This is a genomic window from Methylocystis sp. MJC1 (assembly GCF_026427715.1).
Lineage (GTDB): Bacteria > Pseudomonadota > Alphaproteobacteria > Rhizobiales > Beijerinckiaceae > Methylocystis.
Genome location: NZ_CP107558.1, coordinates 1,887,229 through 1,907,138, shown reverse-complemented (window position 1 = coordinate 1,907,138; position 19,910 = coordinate 1,887,229). Strand labels below are relative to the sequence as shown.

Annotated in this window: 22 protein-coding genes; 8 read left to right on the top strand and 14 right to left on the bottom strand. The window is 63.3% G+C overall.

The annotated features are described in order from the left end of the window. Nucleotides 1-41: 41 nt before the first annotated feature. Nucleotides 42-797 (bottom strand): tetratricopeptide repeat protein, encoded by a 756-nt coding sequence (locus tag OGR47_RS09255; RefSeq protein ID WP_165049976.1) that lies wholly within the window; start codon nt 795-797, stop codon nt 42-44. A gap of 245 nt (nt 798-1,042) precedes the next feature. Between OGR47_RS09255 and OGR47_RS09250 the strand changes: the two genes are divergently transcribed. Beyond that, nucleotides 1,043-1,303, top strand: coding sequence for an acyl carrier protein (locus OGR47_RS09250; RefSeq protein ID WP_165050373.1), 261 nt, complete (start codon nt 1,043-1,045; stop codon nt 1,301-1,303). Nucleotides 1,304-1,394: 91 nt separating this feature from the next. Here OGR47_RS09250 and OGR47_RS09245 read toward each other — a convergent pair whose 3' ends face one another. Next, a complete protein-coding gene (locus OGR47_RS09245) occupies nt 1,395-1,949 on the bottom strand; it encodes a Uma2 family endonuclease (RefSeq protein WP_165049978.1) in 555 nt (184 codons plus the stop codon). 171 nt (nt 1,950-2,120) lie between these two features. On the opposite strand from OGR47_RS09245, the gene ilvD reads away from it, so the two are divergent. From ilvD to OGR47_RS09230, 3 genes are all read left to right on the top strand, one after another. Next, the gene (gene ilvD, locus OGR47_RS09240) at nt 2,121-3,959 is read left to right on the top strand and encodes a dihydroxy-acid dehydratase (protein WP_165049980.1); all 1,839 of its coding nucleotides are present in this window, start codon (nt 2,121-2,123) and stop codon (nt 3,957-3,959) included. A gap of 259 nt (nt 3,960-4,218) precedes the next feature. Continuing rightward, entirely contained in the window at nt 4,219-6,126 is a 1,908-nt protein-coding gene (locus tag OGR47_RS09235) for a CHASE3 domain-containing protein (RefSeq protein ID WP_165049982.1), read from the top strand. A gap of 296 nt (nt 6,127-6,422) precedes the next feature. Then, nucleotides 6,423-8,237 (top strand): methyl-accepting chemotaxis protein, encoded by a 1,815-nt coding sequence (locus tag OGR47_RS09230; RefSeq protein WP_165049984.1) that lies wholly within the window; start codon nt 6,423-6,425, stop codon nt 8,235-8,237. On the opposite strand, the gene OGR47_RS09225 is transcribed toward OGR47_RS09230, so the two are convergent. The 7 genes from OGR47_RS09225 to OGR47_RS09195 form a co-directional block, all read right to left on the bottom strand. Next, nucleotides 8,209-9,198, bottom strand: a complete 990-nt coding sequence (locus OGR47_RS09225; RefSeq protein WP_165049986.1) for an NAD(P)H-dependent glycerol-3-phosphate dehydrogenase — start codon at nt 9,196-9,198, stop codon at nt 8,209-8,211. The genes OGR47_RS09230 and OGR47_RS09225 overlap by 29 nt on opposite strands. Before the next feature lie 129 nt (nt 9,199-9,327). Next, nucleotides 9,328-9,591 carry a hypothetical protein gene (locus OGR47_RS09220; protein WP_165049988.1) on the bottom strand — a complete coding sequence of 88 codons (264 nt, stop codon included), beginning with the start codon at nt 9,589-9,591 and terminating at the stop codon, nt 9,328-9,330. A gap of 148 nt (nt 9,592-9,739) precedes the next feature. After that, the gene (locus OGR47_RS09215) at nt 9,740-10,066 is read right to left on the bottom strand and encodes a hypothetical protein (RefSeq protein WP_165049991.1); all 327 of its coding nucleotides are present in this window, start codon (nt 10,064-10,066) and stop codon (nt 9,740-9,742) included. 405 nt (nt 10,067-10,471) lie between these two features. Then, the gene (locus OGR47_RS09210; protein WP_165049993.1) at nt 10,472-10,798 is read right to left on the bottom strand and encodes a hypothetical protein; all 327 of its coding nucleotides are present in this window, start codon (nt 10,796-10,798) and stop codon (nt 10,472-10,474) included. A 207-nt stretch (nt 10,799-11,005) separates the two neighbouring features. Beyond that, nucleotides 11,006-11,545, bottom strand: coding sequence for a phospholipase D-like domain-containing protein (locus OGR47_RS09205; RefSeq protein ID WP_165049995.1), 540 nt, complete (start codon nt 11,543-11,545; stop codon nt 11,006-11,008). Nucleotides 11,546-11,549: 4 nt separating this feature from the next. After that, nucleotides 11,550-12,611 carry a tRNA (adenosine(37)-N6)-threonylcarbamoyltransferase complex transferase subunit TsaD gene (tsaD, locus tag OGR47_RS09200; RefSeq protein ID WP_165049997.1) on the bottom strand — a complete coding sequence of 354 codons (1,062 nt, stop codon included), beginning with the start codon at nt 12,609-12,611 and terminating at the stop codon, nt 11,550-11,552. Between the two features lie 128 nt (nt 12,612-12,739). Next, entirely contained in the window at nt 12,740-13,513 is a 774-nt protein-coding gene (locus OGR47_RS09195; RefSeq protein ID WP_165050000.1) for an SDR family oxidoreductase, read from the bottom strand. Between the two features lie 338 nt (nt 13,514-13,851). Here OGR47_RS09195 and OGR47_RS09190 point away from each other — a divergent pair, with 338 nt between their 5' ends. Beyond that, nucleotides 13,852-14,532 (top strand): outer membrane protein, encoded by a 681-nt coding sequence (locus OGR47_RS09190; protein WP_165050002.1) that lies wholly within the window; start codon nt 13,852-13,854, stop codon nt 14,530-14,532. On the opposite strand, the gene OGR47_RS09185 is transcribed toward OGR47_RS09190, so the two are convergent. Further along, nucleotides 14,529-15,206 carry a TetR/AcrR family transcriptional regulator gene (locus OGR47_RS09185; protein WP_165050005.1) on the bottom strand — a complete coding sequence of 226 codons (678 nt, stop codon included), beginning with the start codon at nt 15,204-15,206 and terminating at the stop codon, nt 14,529-14,531. The two genes, OGR47_RS09190 and OGR47_RS09185, sit on opposite strands and share 4 nt — an antisense overlap. 9 nt (nt 15,207-15,215) lie before the next feature. Further along, nucleotides 15,216-15,878, bottom strand: a complete 663-nt coding sequence (locus OGR47_RS09180; protein WP_165050007.1) for a hypothetical protein — start codon at nt 15,876-15,878, stop codon at nt 15,216-15,218. Between the two features lie 289 nt (nt 15,879-16,167). Here OGR47_RS09180 and OGR47_RS09175 point away from each other — a divergent pair, with 289 nt between their 5' ends. Next, on the top strand, nt 16,168-16,809 hold the full coding sequence (locus OGR47_RS09175) for a CPBP family intramembrane glutamic endopeptidase (protein ID WP_246729595.1): 642 nt from the start codon (nt 16,168-16,170) through the stop codon (nt 16,807-16,809). Here OGR47_RS09175 and OGR47_RS09170 read toward each other — a convergent pair. Together OGR47_RS09170 and OGR47_RS09165 are read right to left on the bottom strand one after the other, a co-directional pair. Beyond that, complete coding sequence (locus OGR47_RS09170) at nt 16,762-17,454, bottom strand: ceramidase domain-containing protein (protein ID WP_165050008.1); 693 nt, start codon at nt 17,452-17,454, stop codon at nt 16,762-16,764. The two genes, OGR47_RS09175 and OGR47_RS09170, sit on opposite strands and share 48 nt — an antisense overlap. Before the next feature lie 276 nt (nt 17,455-17,730). Then, nucleotides 17,731-18,111, bottom strand: coding sequence for a DUF2267 domain-containing protein (locus OGR47_RS09165; protein WP_165050010.1), 381 nt, complete (start codon nt 18,109-18,111; stop codon nt 17,731-17,733). Between the two features lie 127 nt (nt 18,112-18,238). On the opposite strand from OGR47_RS09165, the gene OGR47_RS09160 reads away from it, so the two are divergent. Both OGR47_RS09160 and OGR47_RS09155 read left to right on the top strand, forming a co-directional pair. Then, complete coding sequence (locus tag OGR47_RS09160) at nt 18,239-18,637, top strand: DUF4424 family protein (RefSeq protein WP_165050012.1); 399 nt, start codon at nt 18,239-18,241, stop codon at nt 18,635-18,637. Beyond that, entirely contained in the window at nt 18,574-19,224 is a 651-nt protein-coding gene (locus tag OGR47_RS09155) for a DUF4424 family protein (RefSeq protein ID WP_323809338.1), read from the top strand. The genes OGR47_RS09160 and OGR47_RS09155 overlap by 64 nt, the downstream gene beginning before the upstream one ends. A gap of 31 nt (nt 19,225-19,255) precedes the next feature. On the opposite strand, the gene OGR47_RS09150 is transcribed toward OGR47_RS09155, so the two are convergent. Further along, entirely contained in the window at nt 19,256-19,708 is a 453-nt protein-coding gene (locus OGR47_RS09150) for a hypothetical protein (protein WP_165050014.1), read from the bottom strand. Between the last annotated feature and the right edge of the window lie 202 nt (nt 19,709-19,910).

Sequence of the window (19,910 nt, the reverse complement as noted above, 5' to 3'; positions counted from 1 at the left end):
TGTTCGAGAGAACGTCGGGTTTCCCTATGCTCCCTGCGCCCTTAAATATCGCGCCCTTCGACCTCTATCTGCAGCCGCTCTTCGTTTTTTCTGACCGTGTCATTGCGCGGCGAGATATCGAGCGCCTTACGATAAGCGGAAAGCGCACGCTTTTTATCCCCGGCCTTCTCGGCCAGCGACCCGAGCGCTTCCAGCGCATCGAAGCGCTTTGGCTCGAGCCGCGCCGCCGTTTCCAGATCCGCCAGCGCGCCCGCCGCGTCCCCCTCGGACGCCATGACGCGCGCCCGGCGCACGAAGCCGTCGGGCCAGCCGGGAGCCAGGGCGACAACATAATCGAGCAAAGCTTTGGAGAGCGCCGGCGCGCCCGCGACCTCTGCGGCGAGCGCCCGGGCGGCGAGGAGATCGATCGTGTCCGAGCCCGATCGAGACCAGCGACTGAGAATGGCGGCGGTGACCGCTTGCGCCTCGCGATCGTCCTCGGCCGTCGCGAGGCGGGCGAACAGACGGCTCATCTCCTCGGCCCGCCGCTCTTCAGGCGATTTCGGCGGCTCTGGCCGAGGCTTCGCTAGCTTGCGGTCCGGCGCCCTCGGCGCGAGCCCCCCGAATGGGTCCGCTGGATCGCTTGGACCAAATCCGCGCGCGCCCGGCGGCAAGGGGATTTTGCCTACGCCAGGGATGAACAGAAAGGTTCCCCCGTGCTCGTCGGTCCCCACGGACGGCGGCTCGTCCTGCTGCGCGCGAGCGGCGCCCGCCGCGAGGCAAGTCACAATCGTCAGGAGCGCGGCAAGCCTTTTCATCGCCCCAACCATAAAGCACAGCCGCGCGCGGCGCCAATATCGCGGCGGACACGATTACCATTCTTTAATCTTACCATATTGCAAATCCGGTCAAATTTTCCACCAATTCATATTTGGTTCAGGCTCGGCGCCCCATTTCTTTCCTTGATGTTCACGATTGCCTGAAACGATCGCCAGCATCACTTCGAGCGAAAGCCGCGAGCCCCGCGCAATTGCCTCGAGCGCGCGCCTTTGGAGTTGGAATGATGATCGAGACCATCCGCCGCCTGCTGCAAGAAAACGGCCGCCTGCATACGCCTATCGATACGCTGTCCGACAGCGCGGATCTTTACGAGGCCGGCCTGACGCCCTTCGCGGCCATCCGCACCATGCTCGCGATCGAAGAGGCTTTCGACGTCGAGTTCCCGGTGAATATGCTGCGCCGTCAGAGCTTTTCCTCGATCAACGCGATCGTCGCCTGCCTGAATGAATTGCATCCCCACGCCGCCGCCCGCCAGGCCGCGTGATTGCTGAAACCGATCTCTCTGATTTTCTCAAAGCCCGAAAGCCCCAAGCTTTCGGGCTTGCGTTTTATAGAACCGAGCGATCACAGCCTCTCTAGGCCGGGCCGTAAAGCTCCTCGAATCCGAAAGACAGCCCCGGCGGATCGAGCGTCACCCTGCCATCCGTCAGTATGTGGCTCACAACCACGCCGTCCTCGCGGCGCTCATGGTGCACCACCAGCCTGTCGTCTGGGTCTATGACCAGATAATGCCGGATGCTCGACACAGCGAAATAGCCGGCGAGCTTGCGGGTATTGTCGTTGCGCCCGGAGGTCGGCGATATGACCTCGACGACAATCACGGGGTTTTCGACCAGCAGCGCGTCAGGCCGCAGCCTCAGTCCGCAATAGACCATGGCGTCGGGCTCGAACACAGTCTTGGCGCCGACGCGCACCCCCATGCCGTCGACCAAGGCGCGGCATTGCAGCCCCTTATCGCGGATCGCCTTACTGAGCGCGAGGAATACCAGCCCTTTCATCTCCGCATGCGCCGCCCGCTCTGATGCCTGAGCGTAGACCACGCCATCGATAAGCTCGTAGCGTCCCTCCTGGCTTTCGCTCCAGGCGAGATATTCCTCGACGGTCATGCGATCTTTGGGAAGCGCGGCCATGATGGCATCATAGCGCGTTTCGTTCTCAAGACATATGTAGACGTCGGCCCCCGGACCGCGAGCCTTCAGGCGCGCATGTTTCGAGCGAGCCGGAAGGCTCGCGGTCCTTGCGGGGGCGCGCCGGCTGGGCTATCGCCTCCGAAACCCGGTTGATGACAGGAAAGTTCGCCCATGCCTCCCTATCGTTCCAGCACCACCACCCACGGCCGCAACATGGCGGGCGCGCGCGGCCTTTGGCGTGCGACGGGCGTGAAGGACGAGGATTTCGGCAAGCCGATCATCGCCGTCGTCAACAGCTTCACGCAGTTCGTCCCCGGCCATGTGCATCTGAAGGATCTGGGCCAGCTCGTTGCCCGCGAGATCGAGAAGGCGGGCGGCATCGCCAAAGAGTTCAATACCATCGCGGTCGACGACGGCATCGCCATGGGCCATGACGGGATGCTCTACTCCCTGCCCTCGCGCGAGATCATCGCCGACAGCGTGGAGTATATGGTCAACGCCCATTGCGCCGACGCGATGGTCTGCATCTCCAATTGCGACAAGATCACGCCCGGCATGCTGATGGCGGCGTTGCGGCTCAATATCCCGGCGGTCTTCGTCTCCGGCGGACCGATGGAGGCCGGCAAGGTCGTGCTCGCCGGCAAAGAACATGCGCTCGACCTCGTCGACGCCATCGTCGCTGGCGCGGACGACAAGGTGGCCGAAAGCGACGTGACGGCGATCGAACGCTCCGCCTGTCCGACCTGCGGCTCCTGCTCCGGCATGTTCACGGCGAACAGCATGAACTGCCTCACCGAGGCCCTGGGTCTCTCGCTGCCCGGCAATGGCACGCTCGTCGCGACCCACGCCGACCGCAAGCGCCTCTTCGTCGAGGCCGGCCATCTCATCGTCGATCTCGCGCGCCGCTATTACGAGCAGAACGACGAAAGCGTGCTGCCGCGCTCGATCGCCACTTTTGACGCTTTCGAAAACGCCATCGCGCTCGACATCGCCATGGGCGGTTCGACCAACACAGTGCTGCACCTCCTCGCCGCCGCGCATGAGGCGGAAGTGAATTTCACCATGGCGGACATCGACAGCATGTCGCGTCGCGTGCCGGTGCTCTGCAAGGTCGCGCCTTCCGTGCCAGACGTGCATATGGAGGACGTGCATCGCGCCGGCGGAGTCATCGCCATCCTGGGCGAACTCTTGCGCGCCGGCCTGCTGCATGGCGACAGGCCCACGGTCCACAGCGCCACATTATCCGACGCCATCTCCCAATGGGACATCGGCGTGACCACCAGCAATACAGCGAGGACCCTCTTCAGCGCCGCGCCGGGCGGCGTGCCGACCCAGGAGGCCTTCAGCCAGGAGCGCCGCTATGACGGGCTCGACAGCGACCGCGAAAAAGGCGCGATCCGCGACGCCGCCCACGCCTTCTCGAAGGACGGCGGCCTCGCCGTGCTGTTCGGCAATCTTGCGCAGGACGGCTGCATCGTGAAGACGGCGGGCGTCGACGACTCGATCCTGAAATTTTCCGGCCCGGCGCGCGTCTATGAGAGCCAGGATGCGGCGGTCTCCGGTATTCTGACGGGCGAGGTGACGGCCGGCGACGTGGTCGTCATCCGCTACGAGGGTCCGCGCGGCGGCCCCGGCATGCAGGAGATGCTCTATCCCACGAGCTATCTGAAATCGAAGGGGCTCGGCAAAGCCTGCGCGCTCATTACCGATGGGCGCTTCTCGGGCGGCACTTCGGGCCTTTCGATCGGCCATGTCTCGCCAGAAGCGGCCGAGGGCGGGATGATCGCGCTGGTGCAGGACGGCGATCCGATAGAGATCGACATTCCGGGCAGAAAAATCACACTCGCCGTAAGCGAGACGGAACTTTTCGCCCGCCGCGCGGTTCAAGCCGGCAAGGGCTTTGCGCCCGCTACCCCGCGGCCCCGCAAGATCACGACGGCGTTGCGCGCCTATGCCGCCATGACGACCAGCGCGGCGCGCGGCGCCGTGCGCGAAGTCCCCAAGGGGTAATACGGATTCCGCTCGACTGGTTCATTGTCATTCCCCACGCTCGAGCGATCGGGGATCCAGAACAAAGCTAGCGTTCTTGTGGCTCTGGATCCCAACTAGGCTGTCAGCCCGCGGGGAATGATGAGTCCGAATGCGAGCTGTCCAAGCGGAAATGGTATAAGAGTTCGACGCGGTCAGGCGGCGGGCGGTTCGATCAGCTAAGTTGGTTATGCGCCCAAGGTCGCATAAAATCGCCTGATCAGTCGCGTAATGGACTCGCATGGCCGAGACGCGGAAGTTCCTGTCCGTCGAGACAATCAGCCTGATTGTCGCGTTTGCGATTCTCGCCTTCGCGGGCTTCGTCACCGCGCGCACGGAACAGCAGCGGCGCGAGAGCGGCGCGTGGGTGCGCCACACCCTCGTGGTCGAGAGCGCGCTCTACCGGCTCGACGGCGCCATCCGCCGCGCCGAAAGCGAGGAGCGCGGCTATATCATCACGCGCGACCGCGCCTATCTCAGGCCAAAGGATGAAATCGCAACGCAGCTCGAAAAAGGGCTGGCGGAAGTCGGCGCCTTGGTCGCGGATGATTCCGAGCAGGCGGAGCGGCTCTCGGAACTCCGTCCGCTGATCGAGGAGCGCCTCGAGCAGCTCCAGCACAAGATCGATATTATGAGAGCCGGCGATTTCGAGGCTGCGGCGGAAATCGTGCGGACCGGCGAGGGCAAAGCGCTAACCGATCGGATCGACGCGCTGGTTGCGGAGATGATCGCGCAGGAGGACGCGCTTCATCGCCAGAGAGACTTGCAGATGTCGGAAGCGACGGACACGCTGCAAACGGCGATCGGGTCTTTGATCGTGCTTATCGCCGGCGTCGCCGTCCTGGCGGTTCTGCTGACGGAGAGACAGCTGCACGCGCTGCGCAAATCCAGCGAAAGCTTGAAGCTTGCCTATAACGAGCTCATCGCCGAATCGACCAAACGCGGTTCGCTCGAAGCGCAGCTTCGCCAGTCGCAGAAACTCGAAGCGCTCGGCCATCTCGCCGGCGGCATCGCGCATGACTTCAACAATATGCTGGGCGTCATTGTCTCGAGCCTCAACATATTACGGCGCAAGCTGCGCCGGAACGAGGGAGGCCTCGACCCCCTGATCGACTCGGCGATGGACGGAGCGGATCGCGCCGCGGCGCTCGTCCGTCGGCTGCTGGCGTTTTCCCGCATCCAGCCGCTCAACCCGGAGCCGCTCGACGTCAATTCGCTCGTTATCGGCATGTCGGCGATTCTTCATCGCACCCTGGGTGCGCATATTCATCTGGCGACCGTGCTTGCCCCCGATCTGTGGCCGACGAGAGTCGACGCCAATGAGCTCGAGAGCGCCGTTCTCAATCTCGCGGTCAACGCGCGAGACGCCATGCCGACCGGCGGCCAGCTGACCATCGAGACCCAGAACACCGAGCTCGACGCTTGTTACACGGACGAAAATCCGTCGGTCAGGCCGGGTCAATATGTGATGATCGTCATCAGCGACACCGGCGTCGGCATGCCCCCGGATGTGGCCGCCAAAGCCTTCGATCCCTTTTTCACGACAAAGCCGATTGGCAAGGGGACGGGGCTTGGGCTTTCGCAGGCCCATGGCTTCGCGACCCAATCCAACGGGCATATCAAAATCTATTCCGAGGTGGGCCGGGGAACCTGCCTTAAGCTTTATCTTCCGCGCTATCTCGAAGACAGCGAAGCAGTAGAGGCCCCCCCGCAGCCGCAGCCGCAGCCGCCGGAAGAGGAGTTTCCGCGCGGCAGGCCCGGGGAGATCGTGCTTATCGTCGAAGACGACGAAAAAGCGAGGCAGGCCACCGCGCAAGGGGTGCGCGAGCTTGGCTACACGGTGCTCGAGGCGGAAAGCGGCAAGGAGGCGATCCGGCTTCTGCGCGCCCGCGGCGATATTTCGCTGATGATCACCGATATCGTCATGCCGGAGATGGACGGCGCCCGGCTTGCGCGCGAGGCGGTGTTCCGCCGTCATGCACTGCACGTAATGTTCATCACCGGCTATTCCCAACACGCGATCGCGCGTGACGGCATGCTGGACCCGGACGTCAATCTGCTGACCAAGCCTTTCTCTCTGGCGCAGCTCGCGAGGAAAATTCGCGACGTTCTCGATGCGCGCGGCGATTTGCCGAAAGGAAAGCCGTAAAATCGCCGATCTATGCTGCGCCGCGCCATGGCGCTAACCCGCAATTAAATAGTTTTGATCAAGTGTTACGCTAATCGGTGGGCGGGCTTCCCGACATCGGCGGCATGACGTCGCCTCCGCCCCCGCATTGCTCCGGCGCCTCCCGCCGCCGGCTGCAATCGCCTCCGAATGGGCCCCTGCCAGCTTCGGAGAAGATGACGCAATAAACAGGCTCGATCCAGCGCGTTCAGGAACTCTCTTCGAGCATTCCCGACGCTCCGAATTTTCTCGACCGCATTACCCACCTGGGGGCTTTCATGCGCTTTGGTTTAGGACAGAAGCTCGGCGTCGTGATCGGCGCTCTCGCGCTGCTCTCCATCGGCCTATCTGCGTTCGCCTATTGGCAGGCCTCTCAGCAGAGGCGGCAAGAAGCGGAGATCGAAAAAGCCTGGGAGCTTGCGCTGCAATCCCGCAATCTCGCGCAATCGATCGAACATATCGCCGTCGTCGCTACGTCGCTTTTTGCGCGCGACGATCAGGCGGAGATCAGGAAAGGCCTCGCGACGCTCCGCCAAGCGCTGACCGAGACGAAAGAGGCGTCCGATTGGTTCTCGCGCCTGCCGGACGACCGCTTTCCGCAACCGGAGCGAAAACGCCTCGAGCTCCGCGTAAAAGAATTTTTGGCTTACCAAAACGAGACGATCGAACTCGGCCTGAACGTCTCCCCCAAGGCCGCGTTGATCCAAGCCAATGACGAAGCGACGATCAAGGATCGTGACGCGATCGTCACGAATATAACGCGCCTCTCCAAACAGACGCTCGCGCAGCTCGAGGAAGGCCGCGCCGCGATGAATGAGGCCGATCGGCGCAACGCCTTGCTCCTGATCGTCATCCCTGCCGTCACAATCGCCATCGCCGTCGCAGGGACCTTCTGGTTCATCGGGATGCAAATCCGGCTCCCTCTCGCCCGCATCATCGAAGCGATGACGCAGGTGAGCGAGGGCGCGCTCGACGCCGATATCCCTTATCTCGGGCGGCGAGACGAAATCGGAAACATGGCCGAGGCGCTCAACAATTTCAGGAGCAACGCGCTAAGGCTGCGCGAAGCGGAGGCGCAAGCCGAAAAAGAGCGCCATATGAAGGAGGCCGCCGCGGCGCGCCACACTGAGGAAACCGAAGCCCTCAACGCCGAACGCGAGCGTGCGCTGAACGCCGTCGGCGCAGCGCTCTCCCGCCTCTCGGCCAAGGATCTCCGCTATCGGATGACGGAAGACCTTCCCGAGACCTATCGGCAGTTGAAGGCCGATCTCAATTCGACCGCGCAACAGCTCGAAGACGCCATCGCCGAAGTGACGAACTGCGTGGAGCTGATCGGCGCGAGCGTCGATCATATCTCCCAAGCCGCCGACGATCTTACCGGTCGGATGGGCCAGCAGGCCTGCAGCCTCGAAGAGGCGTCGAGCGCACTTCACAGCAATTCCACAGCCATCAAGCAGAACGCCAACGGAGCCGAAAAAGCGAGCGCCATCGTCGGCGCGGCGCGAGGCGAAGCGGAGAAGGGAAGCAAGATCGTCCGCGACGCTGTGGTCTCCATCGAGCGCATCGAGAAATCGTCGCAGAGCATCGGCCAGATCATCGGTCTCATCGACGAAATCGCCTTCCAAACCAATTTGCTCGCTTTGAACGCCGGCGTGGAAGCGGCGCGCGCGGGCGAGGCGGGCAAGGGTTTCTCCGTGGTGGCGGCAGAAGTGCGCGCGCTCGCCCAACGTTCCGCCGAAGCCGCAAAAGAAATCAAAAAGCTCGTATCGACCTCCTCGACGGAGGTCGACCGCGGCGTGACGCTCGTCGCCGAAACCGCGAAAGCCCTGGAAAACATCCTCAGCGAGATGATCCAGATCGACACGGTCGTCGCGGCGATAGCAAACGTCTCGAGCGATCTCGCCGCGAGCACCGCGGAAATCAATGTCGCCGTCGGACAGATCGACAAGAATACCCAGGAGAATGTCGCGGAGGTCGAAGAGACGCGCGACACGATGCGGCGTCTGGCGACGGAAGCCGGAAGACTCTCCGATCTCATCGGCGGCTTCCGGATCTCGGGCGCCCTCAGACCTCCGCTTTCAGCGGCCGCATAAGAAGCGCCTCGATCGCCGAATCGACGCTGAGGCGCGACGACAATATGGCGTCGACCGCCTCGGCGATCGGCATTTCGACGCCTTCCTTCTGCGCCATCTCGACCAGGACCCGCGCCGTGAAGGCGCCTTCGGTCAGCTTGCCGCCGGAAGCGTCCTTGACGGCGGTGCCCTGCCCCAACGCCTGGCCGAAGGCAAAATTCCGCGACTGCGCGGAGCCGCAGGTCAGCACCAGATCGCCGAGCCCGGAGAGCCCCATCAGCGTCTCGCTTCTGGCGCCGAGCACACGTCCGAGCCGCGTAAGCTCGGCGAAGCTGCGCGCAATGAGCGCGGCCTGCGCGCTCGCGCCGAGCCGGCGCCCCGCGGCCATGCCCGCCGCAATGGCGAAGACATTCTTTGCCGCGCCGCCGATCTCCACGCCCCGAATGTCAGTCGAGCGATAGAGCCGAAAAGTCTTGGTCGAGAGCGCTTCGCAAAGCTTCTGCGCCAGCGTCTCATCCGGAGCGGCGAGCGTCACGGCGGTCGGCAGCCCCTTGCAGACATCGGCCGCGAAGCTCGGGCCGGAGAGGACGGCCGGCCGCGCTTGCGGCAGCTCCTCGGCGACAACCTCGCTCATGAAGTGCCGACGATCGCGCTCGATCCCCTTGGCGCAAATGACGAAAGCGGCGCCTTCCGCAACATGAGGGCGCACCGCCCGCGCCACTTCCCGCACGGCCTGAGCCGGCACGACGGCGAGCACGATATGCGCGTCTGCGACGCAGGCGAGATCGCTCGTCGGCGCAACCGCATGAGCGAGCGGCAACCCGGGGAGATGCCGTCTATTCTCTCGATCCCGTGCGAGAGTCTCCGCGTGGCCGGGGTCGTGCGCCCACAAGGCGACGCGCTGGCGTCCTTGCGCGGCGACATTGGCGAGCGCCACCCCCCAGGCGCCAGCGCCGAGAACTGCGATATTTTCGCGCGTCATCCCATCCGATCCGCTGATGCTTGCCGCCCTTCTATAACGATCGGATCCCTAAACCGGTAGACGTCGCGCGCCACAGAACGGACAGCGGCCCCTGCCAAGCAAGAGGCCGCCCCCGGCGGCGCTCTCCGCTCAGAACCCCGAGACGAAGTTCGTGTTAATCCATCCCTGGTTTGCCGCCGAAACGCCCTGAAAGTTGATCGTATTGGCTTTGGCGGCGGAATTGCCATAGACGGAAACAGCCACTGCGGTTGCGGGACTGACATTGACCGGCACAGTCACCATGAGCTGTGTCAAGACGTTGATGTTCGGAGACGCATTCACCACAATGGGTGATTGAGCATAAGCCGACCCGGCGCTGATTGCGGCGACGGCAGCCAACAAAAACTTCCTCATACTTATACCCCTTCCTGGTCAGAGCTCCTTGCGTTGCGGCATAACCGCGCGAGCATGAAAGTCGTTGGGTTCAACGGTAGGGAGACTGCGGCGGCGTTGGCGCGCCGCCACAGTCCTCACCGCAATCTCAGCGCTGGGCTGCTCGTCTTCAGTAGTTGAGGCTCTGCCTCAGAGTGTTGGAGAAGGAGATGTAGTTCATGGGCGAAACATACTGGGTGTTCGACGTCGAGGCTGCGGAAATGGCGGTCGCCGATCCACCGTTCCCAGTACCCGTGATGGCCGAAGCCGCGCCGGCCCTTGCCGGAGCGTTGTTGGTCACCGTCGTGTTGAGTGTCTGACCTGCGGAGTTGAACACGCCGCCGAAGCCGACCGCCCCGGGCGTAAAAGAGCCTCCTACCGTGATCGCGCCGCCTTGGGCAAAAGCCGAACCCGCGGTCAGAGCGACCAACGCGATCGACACAAGAAATTTTTTCATGGTTTCGCTCCTAGTTCCACTCATAGTGAAGACCGGCGTCGCCGTCTTCCGGAACTAAAATAGAATTACCGCGAGATTATCCAGCCATAACTTTCTTATACGTCTGGAGATATACATATCTATAACCACTCATGACATGCAACGCTAGCCAAATAGACTGTCAATATGTCATTTTAGACTAAATGTGTTTGATCGATGTTCATAGCACAGTCGCAGATTATACGCCCTCCAACAGCCATCCGAAGCCTGGCGGAAGCGCGCTGGCGCCGCAGAGCCAAGGAGCCCTCGCGGCCCGAAAAGAGGCGGGCCCCGCGCGCGAGCCCGCCGTCAAAGTCAGGTGGACTACGGCGGCGTTTGGGCGCCGCCACAGTCCTTCATTGCAGTCCTGGCGCCAGGATGCTCGCCTTAGTAGTTGAGGGTCTGCGCCAGACTGTTCGTGAACGAGATCGCGTTGGTGGGCGTCACGGTCTGGGTGTTCACCGTCGAGGCGGCCGAGAGGGCCGTCGCCGTTCCCATGGCGCCGGCCCCCGTGCTGGCGGTGGCGTTGCCGGCGGTCGCCGGAGAGTTGTTTCTCACCGTCGTGGTAAGGCTCTGGGTGGCGGAGTTGGACACGCTGCCAAAGGTGACCGCGCCGGGATTGAAGTTGCCGCCCACCGTAATGCTACCGCCCTGGGCAAAAGCCGAGCCCGCGGTCAGAGCGACGAAGGCCGCGGAGATAAGAAACTTTTTCATTTGTTCGCTCCTATTTTTTCCATCACTGCGAAGTCGGGCGTCGCCGGCTTCGAAAGCTGAAATAGAAAATAGGCTCCATGTTTCAGTACATCATTTGTCCGCATCGCATCGTTATATTATTCATCACCCTGATTGATCGGCAACGTTAACGAATTTGACTGTCAATACACCACTATAGATCAAAATAATTTTGAGCATTGTTCACTACTAGGGCCGCTGATTGTCTGGTCTGGTCCACAACCGCTCGAACGCCTCGAGAAAGTGCGCCACCGCCGTAGGGCTCTGGATTACGATCAAATCATTGTCCTGATAAACTTCGCCGGAGACGGAAAAATTCGCGGAGCCTGAGCGCAGCGTGGCGCCGTCCACCTGGTAGGATTTCAAATGCATGAGGTCGCGCGAGCGGGCCTTGCGGCGTACCTCGAGGTTTGGCGCGCCGGCGACGTCCAGGATCGGAGACCCGCGCCTGAACTCCTCTCCATCGAGATAGATCCGCACCTTCACGCCGCGCATGGCGGCGCGGCCGAGCGCGGCGACCAGGGCGCGATCGGTGAGCACATAGGCGGCCATGTCGATCGAATGGCGCGCGCCATTGATGAGCTTGGCGTCGATGCTCTCGAAACCGTCGCCAGGTCCATAAAAGACGCGCACGCCGGCGAATAGCGGCTCCTGCGACAAGGGGCCCGCAGCCTGCGGCTCGGGCGCCGCCAACATGGCGACGAGCGCCAAAGCGAATTGGCGACGCACCGCTTTAGGCCTTGCCGTGGTGGGCTCCGCTGGCGATCGCGTCGAGCGGCCAACGCGGCCGCGGCGCGAAGCCGAGGTCATCGCGAAAGCCGCGCTTGAAGCGCTCCAATCCAGCCCAGGCGATGATCGCGCCATTGTCGGAGCACAGAACCGGCGGGGGCGAGACGAAACGCAGGCCGCTCTCGGCGCAAAGCCGCGTCAGCGCGCGGCGGATCGCGCCATTGGCGGCGACGCCGCCGCCGATCACGAGGCCGCTCGGACGCCCCTCTCCTTCCGTGAATAGTTTTATGCCGCCGCGCACCCGATCCACGATGACGTCGACGATTGCCGCCTGGAAGGAAGCGGCAATATCCTTCACGTCCTGATCGCTCGGCGTTCCGAGCTTGAGGACTTCCTGTCGCACGGCCGTCTTGAGGCCGGAAAGCGAGAAATCCGCGCCGCCGCGTCCGAGCATCGGTCGCGGAAAATCGAAGCGACGGGCGTCGCCCTCCTGGGCGAGCTTTTCGATCTGCGGGCCGCCGGGATAAGGCAGACCCAGCATTTTCGCGACCTTGTCGAAGGCTTCGCCGGCAGCGTCGTCGATCGTCGATCCGAGACGGCGATAATCGCCGACGTCGCGGATGGCGACGAGCTGCGTATGCCCGCCCGAAACAAGCAGCGCGACATAGGGAAAGTCGAGAGGATCAGTGAGCCGCGCCGTGAGCGCATGGGCTTCGAGATGGTTCACGGCGATGAAGGGCTTGCCAGAGGCGAGCGCCAATCCCTTGGCGGCGGTGAGGCCGATCAGCACGCCGCCGATGAGGCCCGGCCCGGCCGCCGCAGCGATGGCGTCGATGTCCGACAATTCCACTTTGGCGTTCGCGAGCGCCCGCACGATCAGCCGGTCGAGAACGTCGATATGGGCGCGCGCGGCGATCTCCGGCACGACGCCGCCATAAACCGCATGCTGGGCGATCTGGCTCAGGACTTCATTGGAGAGAATGTCCCCGCCCTCGCCTCCGAGGCGGTCCGACACGACGGCCGCCGCCGTCTCGTCGCAGGTGGTTTCAATGCCAAGTACGCGCATTCACGCTCCCTGGACGCCGATGGCGTCTTTTTCATGCCCGCTCAGGGCTGTGCGCAAATGCGCGCCCGAGGGTAAGGATTAAACTGGCTCAATTTTAGCGAATTATGGTTTGCGAAGGGTTTACGCAATCATTCCGACGCCACGTCCGGCGTTCGCCACGCCAGATGCTGGCCCGCGTCCACGGCGATCATCTGCCCGGTGACGCTCTTCGCATTCGCGAGGTAAAGAACGGCGTCGACAACGCCCGAGACCTCCGCCGCATGGCCCAGCGGCACGCCATGCGTCTCGATCTCGAAGTCGCGTTCCCCCAACGCCTCGTTGGGGAACACTGGTCCGGGCCCCACGGCGTTGACGCGAATGCGCGGCGCATAGGCCTGGGCCATGGTGCGCGTCGCCGTCCATAGCGCCGATTTCGAGAGCGTGTAACTAAAATAACGCGGCGTGAGACGCCAGACGCGCTGGTCGATGATATTGACAATCGCTCCTTGCGCCTCTGCCGGCAAAGCGGCGGCAAAATCGCGCGTCAACAGCAGCGGCGCGCGCAGATTGATCGCCATCTGCCGCTCGTAGCGTTCGAGCGGGAAATCCTCGGCTTCATCGACTTCAAAAACAGAGGCGTTGTTGACGAGAAGCGTCAACCGGCCGAAGGCGCGCGCGGCGAAACCGACGAGACCTTGGACCGCGTCGGGGTCGGCGAGATCCGCGACCGCGACGGCGGCCCGACCGCCCTGCTGCCTGATCGCCTCGGCGGCGAGCTCGGCCTCTTCGGCCGAGCGCGGGGAAGCATGCAGAATTACCGGGCGTCCTGCGCGTGAGAGACGCCCGGCGATGGCGAGTCCAATTCGCCGCGCCGCGCCGGTCACCAAGGCCGGACCGTTCTTCGCGCCAGTGGCTTCAGTCATGGCCGCATCGCTCCCTTGCGGTGGGATTCCCATGCCGCGCGCGTGAGGTCAACGCGCCAGGACCTTGCGCGAATTTATAAAATATTAGCCAACATGTTTTGGCCCATTCTGAAATTTTACAGACCGCTTTAACGTATATGGCATGTATAGGCGGGGAGAGGCCCACAAACGCCAAAATTGCGCCTAGATCAATAGTCTGCGTCAAACTTTCGCCCTTGCCGCTCGCATCTCGCGGCAAGGAATCATTAAGCTGAACAATTTCATTTCTCCCCTATCGGAAAGCGGAAGCGCCGCTTTCGCGAAACATGCCGCGCCGTAGAGCGGCCATGGGAGTTGCTATGATGAAACCGAATCGCGCCGCCATTCTCGCCCCGCTGCTCATCGCCGCGACGGCGGCGACGGGCGCGGACCTGCCCCGCCGCTCTGCCCCGCCGGCTGATTATTATCCCCCGCCGCCGCCGGCCTTCACCTGGCAAGGATTTTACGCGGGCGTGCAGGGCGGTGTCGGTTTCGCGGCCTTCCAGGACGGCGGCGGCAATCTGATCGGCAGCAGCCCGTCGGGCGGCCTCATCGGCATCACGGCCGGCTACAACTTCATGGCGGCGCCGCAGCTTCTCGTCGGCGCCGAAGTGGATTTCGCCTTCACCGGGGTCTCCGGCTCACGCGCGCCCTTCTGGGGCGCCTACGCCAAGGGCGACGTCGATGATCTGCTGACGATCCGCGGGCGCGCCGGCTATGTCATGGGCCCGGCCCTGATCTATGCGACGGCCGGCTTCGCCGGGAGCAAGAATACGATCCAGCTTTCGCAAGGCTTCTTCTATGGCGTCGATGCGCGCTTCCAGCCCGGCTGGGCGCTCGGCGGCGGCCTCGAATATATGATCCTGCCCAACCTCTCGGCCAAGGGCGAATATCTCTTCACCTCGACGGGAAGCGGCAGCTACTTCGATTTTTCGCGCTATGCGCTGAGCTCCGGCGTGAACATGTCGTCGCTCAAGGCCGGCGTGAATTATCACTTCTAAGGGGCGTTGGGCGCGGACGACGCCGTCTCCGCGCCCATCAGCCCGGCAAGGCTCAAAGCGGCGAGACGCTCAACGAGCCGCTCCACCCCGTCTGGATCGAAGGTCATTGCAAAAGGCGGTCGCGCCAAGCGCTCCGTCTCGCGCACGAAGAAGATCGGCTGCTGCGCCAGCCATAGGCTGCGAAGCATGATCTCGTCCCTCGGCGCGTCATCCGGCAGAAAGCGCCGCGCGACCCGCTCGGCGAGCGCGAAGATGCGCAGCGGGCGCGCCTCGATGAAGCTGTTGAAGATCGCGCTCGGGCGGACGCCCTCCCAGGCGAAGAGCCGCAGATATTGGCTGACGCGGTCGCGCTTGACGAGCGGCGACAGGAATTGGCGCAGATAGAGACGCAGAGCGTCCGCCGGCGGGAGCTGATCCAGCTCCTCGGCGTCGAGAAAGCTCTCCTTCTCCAACGCATCCGCGGCGGTTTCCAGCACCGCGCGATAGAGGCCCTCCTTGCCGCCGAAATGATAGTTGATCGCCGCCTGATTGGCGCCCGCGCGCTGGGTGATCGCCCGCACCGAGCCGCCTTCGTAGCCATGCTCGGCAAAAACCGCCGTCGCCGCCTTGATGAGCGCCGCCCGCGTCGCCTCTGCGGCGCGCGTCACGCCGCGCGCCTTCTCCTGCGTCTCCAATCTCTGCCCTCAGTAACCAAGCCAGCTCAAGCCGCCAGCCACCACGGAGCCGCCGAGCGACCTCGCCCCGCTCCACACCCTCTGCCCGACCGGCGCGAGCTTCGACGAGACGTTCGCCGGCGTCAACGCCGCGAAGAGGCCTTGCTCGACGGGCTCCAGCCTGGAGTCTGGCGCGGAGAGCTCCACTGCCACGCGTGCAGGCGGCGTCGGCGCGCCATCGACCGATTTCGGCGGCGCTTTTTCAGCCTTTTTGAAGATCGCGGCCTCCTTCACGGGCCTCGGAGCGGCCGCCAGAGTCTTCGGTGGCGTATCCTCGATCGGCTCCTCGACGATGCTCGGCAGCGCGGGCGCGGAGAGGAAGGCCGGCGAGGGAGGCAGGTTTTTATCCTCCCACGACAATGGCTGCAGGCCGCCAACCAGGATGCGGTCGATAAATTTGCCGGTCTGCGGATCGATATGCGCCGTAATCGGCTTTTCTGGCGCCAGATCGAACAAATTGAGCGCCTGCGGCGCGAGCGAGCCGAGCGCGGTCGCCATGAAGCAGACGGACGCGTCGAGAAGGATCGAGCGCGATCTGGCCTGCGCCAGGCGATGTGTGGAGAAAGGCGCAACCCATGGAGCGTCTCCGGTCAATTGCCGCGACGCGACGCCGTCATCGAAATTCTTCCGCATTTTGGAAACCCCAATTCAAACGACCGAGTGAAATTCATACGACTGTTTGAAGCAAAAATGTGACGCTGCGGATCGCGTTCAGTTTGCTGACACACATTTGAGACCGCCTCGTCATTCGAGACGCGAGCGACGCCCGCGCCTCAGGAGAGCCTAAGTATTTGGCGTCGATACAGTCTGCGCTGACGGCGCCTCGGCGCTCGAGGGGCATCTTCCTTTTTCGAAGGAACCCTTTCCAAACAAGCGGACGGTAGAGAGCCCGCGTCTTGCGGCAAATTGGCGCTGAATTGGCTTGGAACGTCGCAAGGCGCCTGTATATTACACAGTCATGACAGCGCTGCGTCGAATCCATGACAACTGGCCTCTCTTCGGCTTCGCCTTGCTTCTGCTGGCGCCGAGCCTGGCGATCCGCTGCGGCCTGCTGCCTTTCGATATGCGCTTCGAGGCTCTTCTCGCCATCTCGACGCTCTGCATCGGGCTGTGCTTTCTTGCCGGCTATTCAATCGCAGAGCTCGGGCTTCGTGCGCCTTGGGTGGCGCGGCACTGGCTGGGTTGCGGCGTTGCGACGCTCTGCATCAGCGCCGCTCTTTATCTCGAATCGCTCTACTTCCCCACCGGCCGTCAGCAGCCCGACTGGATGCGATTCGCGCCCTTCTATGTGCTCATCTCCAGCCCGTGCCAGGAACTGGTCTGTCGCGCGATCCCCAAGCTCATCGCCGACAAGCTGCAAATCAGCGGCGGGAATTATGTGCTGTTTTCCGCTGCGACCTTCTCGCTGATGCATGTCGCTTATGGCGACGCGTTGCTGCTCGCCAATACTTTCTTCGTGGGCCTCGTCTGGGCCACGGCCTATCGGTTGACGCGCAACATCTGGCCGGTCGCCGCCTCACATGCGGCCGTCGGCTCGCTCGCCTTCTGGCTCGGGATCGCTTGAACCTCGCGCCGGCCCGCGGTTGATCGCCCTGGTGAGCAGCAGCCACAGCACGAGGGCATTCAGCATGTGCCAAACGAAATGCGTGCCAAGCGCAAAGACGCCGCAGAGGTCGCGATCCATGGTGCGGAAGACGAGCGACGCGGCGAATGTCATTGCGGCAAGGCCCAGCCCTCGTGATGTCTCGGGATCGCGCGAGCGTAGGAGAGCGGCGAAAGAGATCAGCGCCGCAAGCGCCGGCAGATAGGCGATCGACCCATTCAAACCCGTGAAAGAGGCGTCGACCGCAAAGCTTGCCGCCGCGAAGGCGATTGTCGTCCCGGCCGCCGCCCATGCGCCCAAGCCGAAGTAGCGCCGCAGCGCCAGAACGAAGTAGCCGTAAATGAAGATGGCGATGGGGATGACGTCGAGCAACATCGCGCCGCGCGTCGCGACTGTGTGGAAGGTAAAGCTCCCGAAGCCCACGCTCGCCGTCACGCCGATGAGCGCCAATGCGGAAAGGTCGCGCCCGCCGCGTCGCCGCAGAATCGCATAGGCGGAGGCGGCCGAGATGAGAAAAGCGGCGTTGGAGATAGCGTTCAGCGGCTCCGACCAGAATCGGTCATCGAGGCGTTCGCAATAATCCAGAACAGTTTCCCGCCAATTCATGAAAAAGCGCCGCCTTGAAGTTTCGAGACGGCGCATTTGTCGGCAAGGGCTCTGTCACAATCAATCGCGGTCCGACCCTCCCGCCGAGCGCAAGGAGAGTCACACATTTCCGAGCCGTCATGGCCGGGCTTGTCCCGGCCACCCACGCCGAGGGGCGCAGCCAATCAGGGACGCTTTGTTGATGGCTAGGACAAGCCCGCCATGACGAGGGCGGCGACATGAAGATGTGTGCATGCGGCGACCCGTCGAGCTAGCGTCGAGCGGGGTTCGCCTTGCTTACAGAAACTGGGACAAGCCCGGCACGGAATTGGCGATCTGCTGGACCTTCTCCCTCCCCAGCACGCTCTCGGCATAGCCGAAGACTTCATGGCCGAGCTTCTGGATCTGGCCCATGTCGAGACCGAGCGCATTGAGCTTGGTGGCGAGGCCCATCAGCCCGCCGCTGAGAAGCCCGCCAAGCAGGCCGCCGGCGCTCTCGCCGCCCGCCGCGGCCTCGTCCGCCGCCTGATGCGCGCCCGGGATCTGGTTCATGAATTCGGCGACCGGGCCGTCGGGAAGCTCCTTGCGAAGGAAGGCGAGCACATGGCCGACCGCCGTTCTGGCCACGCCCGCATCCACCCCGATGGCAGCCGAAACGCGCGCAATCAATTCTTCCATCACGACCCTCCTCACGCCTCAACAGGCGCGAGACTGTCGCCGGGCCCCGTGACAATTGCAAGCGGCGGCGCAGGGCGATTGAGGCCGCCCGTTCGGGGGCTTAAGCTAAGTCTGTAGAGGAGAAGCCATGTCTCGATTCTTTGCAGGCGCCGCGACGCTCGCTTTCGCGGCCGCGTTTTCATTGCCGTCCCACGCGAACGACACCCAGGCGGAAATCGCGCTCGGTGGGCTGACTCTGAAACACTCCGATTCCATCAGGATGGACAGCGAGGATCTATATGTCTCTCGCGACCGCGTGCGCGTGACCTATCGCTTCACCAATACGAGCGACCAGCCGATCGAGACGCTCGTCGCCTTCCCCCTGCCCGACATTCCGCCGGACGATATGGAGAACAAGGCTTTCTGGAGCAGCCGGAGGCCGATCTCAAGTTCAAAACCACCGTCGATGGCAAGCCGCTTGCGCTGGACATCGTCGAGCAGGCGTTTTTCAAAGGGAAAGACGTCACGGCCCGGCTTTCGGCCTTGAAGATCCCGCTCAATTACCGCGCCACGAAATTCGACGAGGCCGTCAAAAAGGCGCCGAAAGCGGAGCGCGACAAGCTCGTCGCCGAAGGCCTCCTGCGCGACGACTCAGCGGAGGGCGCGCATTTTTACACAGCCCAATGGTCGTTGCGCACCAGCGTCACGCGCATGCAGACTTTCCCCGCCAAAGCGAGCGTCGTCGTCGAACATGAATATGTTCCTCTCCTCGGCGGCAGCGTCGGGGGCGGACTCACCGCCAGCCAGCGCCAAAACGACTGGTTCAAGAATAAGCAACGCAAATATTGCATCGACAAGGAGTGGATCGCGAGCTTCGACAAGCGCATGCAGAAAACCGGGAATAGAGACACCTATGGCGAAATCTGGCTCGGCTATGTGCTGACGACCGGCGCGAATTGGAAAGGCCCGATTGGCGATTTCCGCCTCGTGGTCGACAAGGGCGCGCCGGATACGCTGGTGAGCTTCTGCGCGGAGGGCGTGAAGAAGATTTCGCCGACGCAGTTCGAGGTCCGCTACAAAGACTTCACGCCGAAGAAAGACCTCGACATTCTCATCGTCCAATGGCCGCTGTGACGCGGCGCGGGCCGCGTCACAGCGGTTTTCCTCAAGCGCGCGGACGCGCCTCGCCAGTTGCGCCGGGCTGCTGCGGCATGACGCCGGAACGCTCGGCCAAAGCGGGCAGGATCGCCCGGATTTTGGCTACGCCCTCGTCGCCGATCAGCGATTTGGCGCGAACCACCATCTCCTCGATCAGCTGAGCGCTCTGCGCCTCCGTCAGGCCGAGATTGGCGAGCTTGCCAGCGAGAATATTCAGATCGGCGCGGCCATGGCCCATGAAGCTGGTCAGGCCCTCGATCGCCTGCGTCACGCCGCCATCGTCCGCGGCTTGCGCGGCGGCCACCGCTTCGCGGGCGCCCTTCATTTTGGCGATGAATTCATCGACATGGCCGCCAGGGACCTTGTCCCGCAGAAACAGCAGCACATGGCCGATCGCCGCTTTGGCGATCGAGGGTTCGAGCGACGTCGAGCCGACAACGCGTTGGGTCAGGTCTTCCATGACATCCCTCCCTTCAGGGATTGGCTGAAGGGGAAATGTCGCGCTGACCCTGACCGTCAAGCAATGTTTGGCGAATAACTGGGTGAAGAACGACCTGGCGTAGTTGAGCCCCCATACCTCCCCTTTACGGGGAGGTCGGCGGACGAAGGCCGCGGGGTGAGGTTCTTGCCGCCACTGCTCGGGTTTGGGGGCTTACCCCACC

Bases quoted from the DNA above. Each gene is read 5' to 3' on its own strand.
- OGR47_RS09255 (WP_165049976.1), bottom strand. From the start codon at position 797: ATGAAAAGGCTTGCCGCGCTCCTGACGATTGTGACTTGCCTCGCGGCG.
- OGR47_RS09250 (WP_165050373.1), top strand. From the start codon at position 1,043: ATGATCGAGACCATCCGCCGCCTGCTGCAAGAAAACGGCCGCCTGCAT.
- OGR47_RS09245 (WP_165049978.1), bottom strand. From the start codon at position 1,949: ATGGCCGCGCTTCCCAAAGATCGCATGACCGTCGAGGAATATCTCGCC.
- ilvD (WP_165049980.1), top strand. From the start codon at position 2,121: ATGCCTCCCTATCGTTCCAGCACCACCACCCACGGCCGCAACATGGCG.
- OGR47_RS09235 (WP_165049982.1), top strand. From the start codon at position 4,219: ATGGCCGAGACGCGGAAGTTCCTGTCCGTCGAGACAATCAGCCTGATT.
- OGR47_RS09230 (WP_165049984.1), top strand. From the start codon at position 6,423: ATGCGCTTTGGTTTAGGACAGAAGCTCGGCGTCGTGATCGGCGCTCTC.
- OGR47_RS09225 (WP_165049986.1), bottom strand. From the start codon at position 9,198: ATGACGCGCGAAAATATCGCAGTTCTCGGCGCTGGCGCCTGGGGGGTG.
- OGR47_RS09220 (WP_165049988.1), bottom strand. From the start codon at position 9,591: ATGAGGAAGTTTTTGTTGGCTGCCGTCGCCGCAATCAGCGCCGGGTCG.
- OGR47_RS09215 (WP_165049991.1), bottom strand. From the start codon at position 10,066: ATGAAAAAATTTCTTGTGTCGATCGCGTTGGTCGCTCTGACCGCGGGT.
- OGR47_RS09210 (WP_165049993.1), bottom strand. From the start codon at position 10,798: ATGAAAAAGTTTCTTATCTCCGCGGCCTTCGTCGCTCTGACCGCGGGC.
- tsaD (WP_165049997.1), bottom strand. From the start codon at position 12,611: ATGCGCGTACTTGGCATTGAAACCACCTGCGACGAGACGGCGGCGGCC.
- OGR47_RS09195 (WP_165050000.1), bottom strand. From the start codon at position 13,513: ATGACTGAAGCCACTGGCGCGAAGAACGGTCCGGCCTTGGTGACCGGC.
- OGR47_RS09190 (WP_165050002.1), top strand. From the start codon at position 13,852: ATGATGAAACCGAATCGCGCCGCCATTCTCGCCCCGCTGCTCATCGCC.
- OGR47_RS09180 (WP_165050007.1), bottom strand. From the start codon at position 15,878: ATGCGGAAGAATTTCGATGACGGCGTCGCGTCGCGGCAATTGACCGGA.
- OGR47_RS09170 (WP_165050008.1), bottom strand. From the start codon at position 17,454: ATGAATTGGCGGGAAACTGTTCTGGATTATTGCGAACGCCTCGATGAC.
- OGR47_RS09165 (WP_165050010.1), bottom strand. From the start codon at position 18,111: ATGGAAGAATTGATTGCGCGCGTTTCGGCTGCCATCGGGGTGGATGCG.
- OGR47_RS09160 (WP_165050012.1), top strand. From the start codon at position 18,239: ATGTCTCGATTCTTTGCAGGCGCCGCGACGCTCGCTTTCGCGGCCGCG.
- OGR47_RS09150 (WP_165050014.1), bottom strand. From the start codon at position 19,708: ATGGAAGACCTGACCCAACGCGTTGTCGGCTCGACGTCGCTCGAACCC.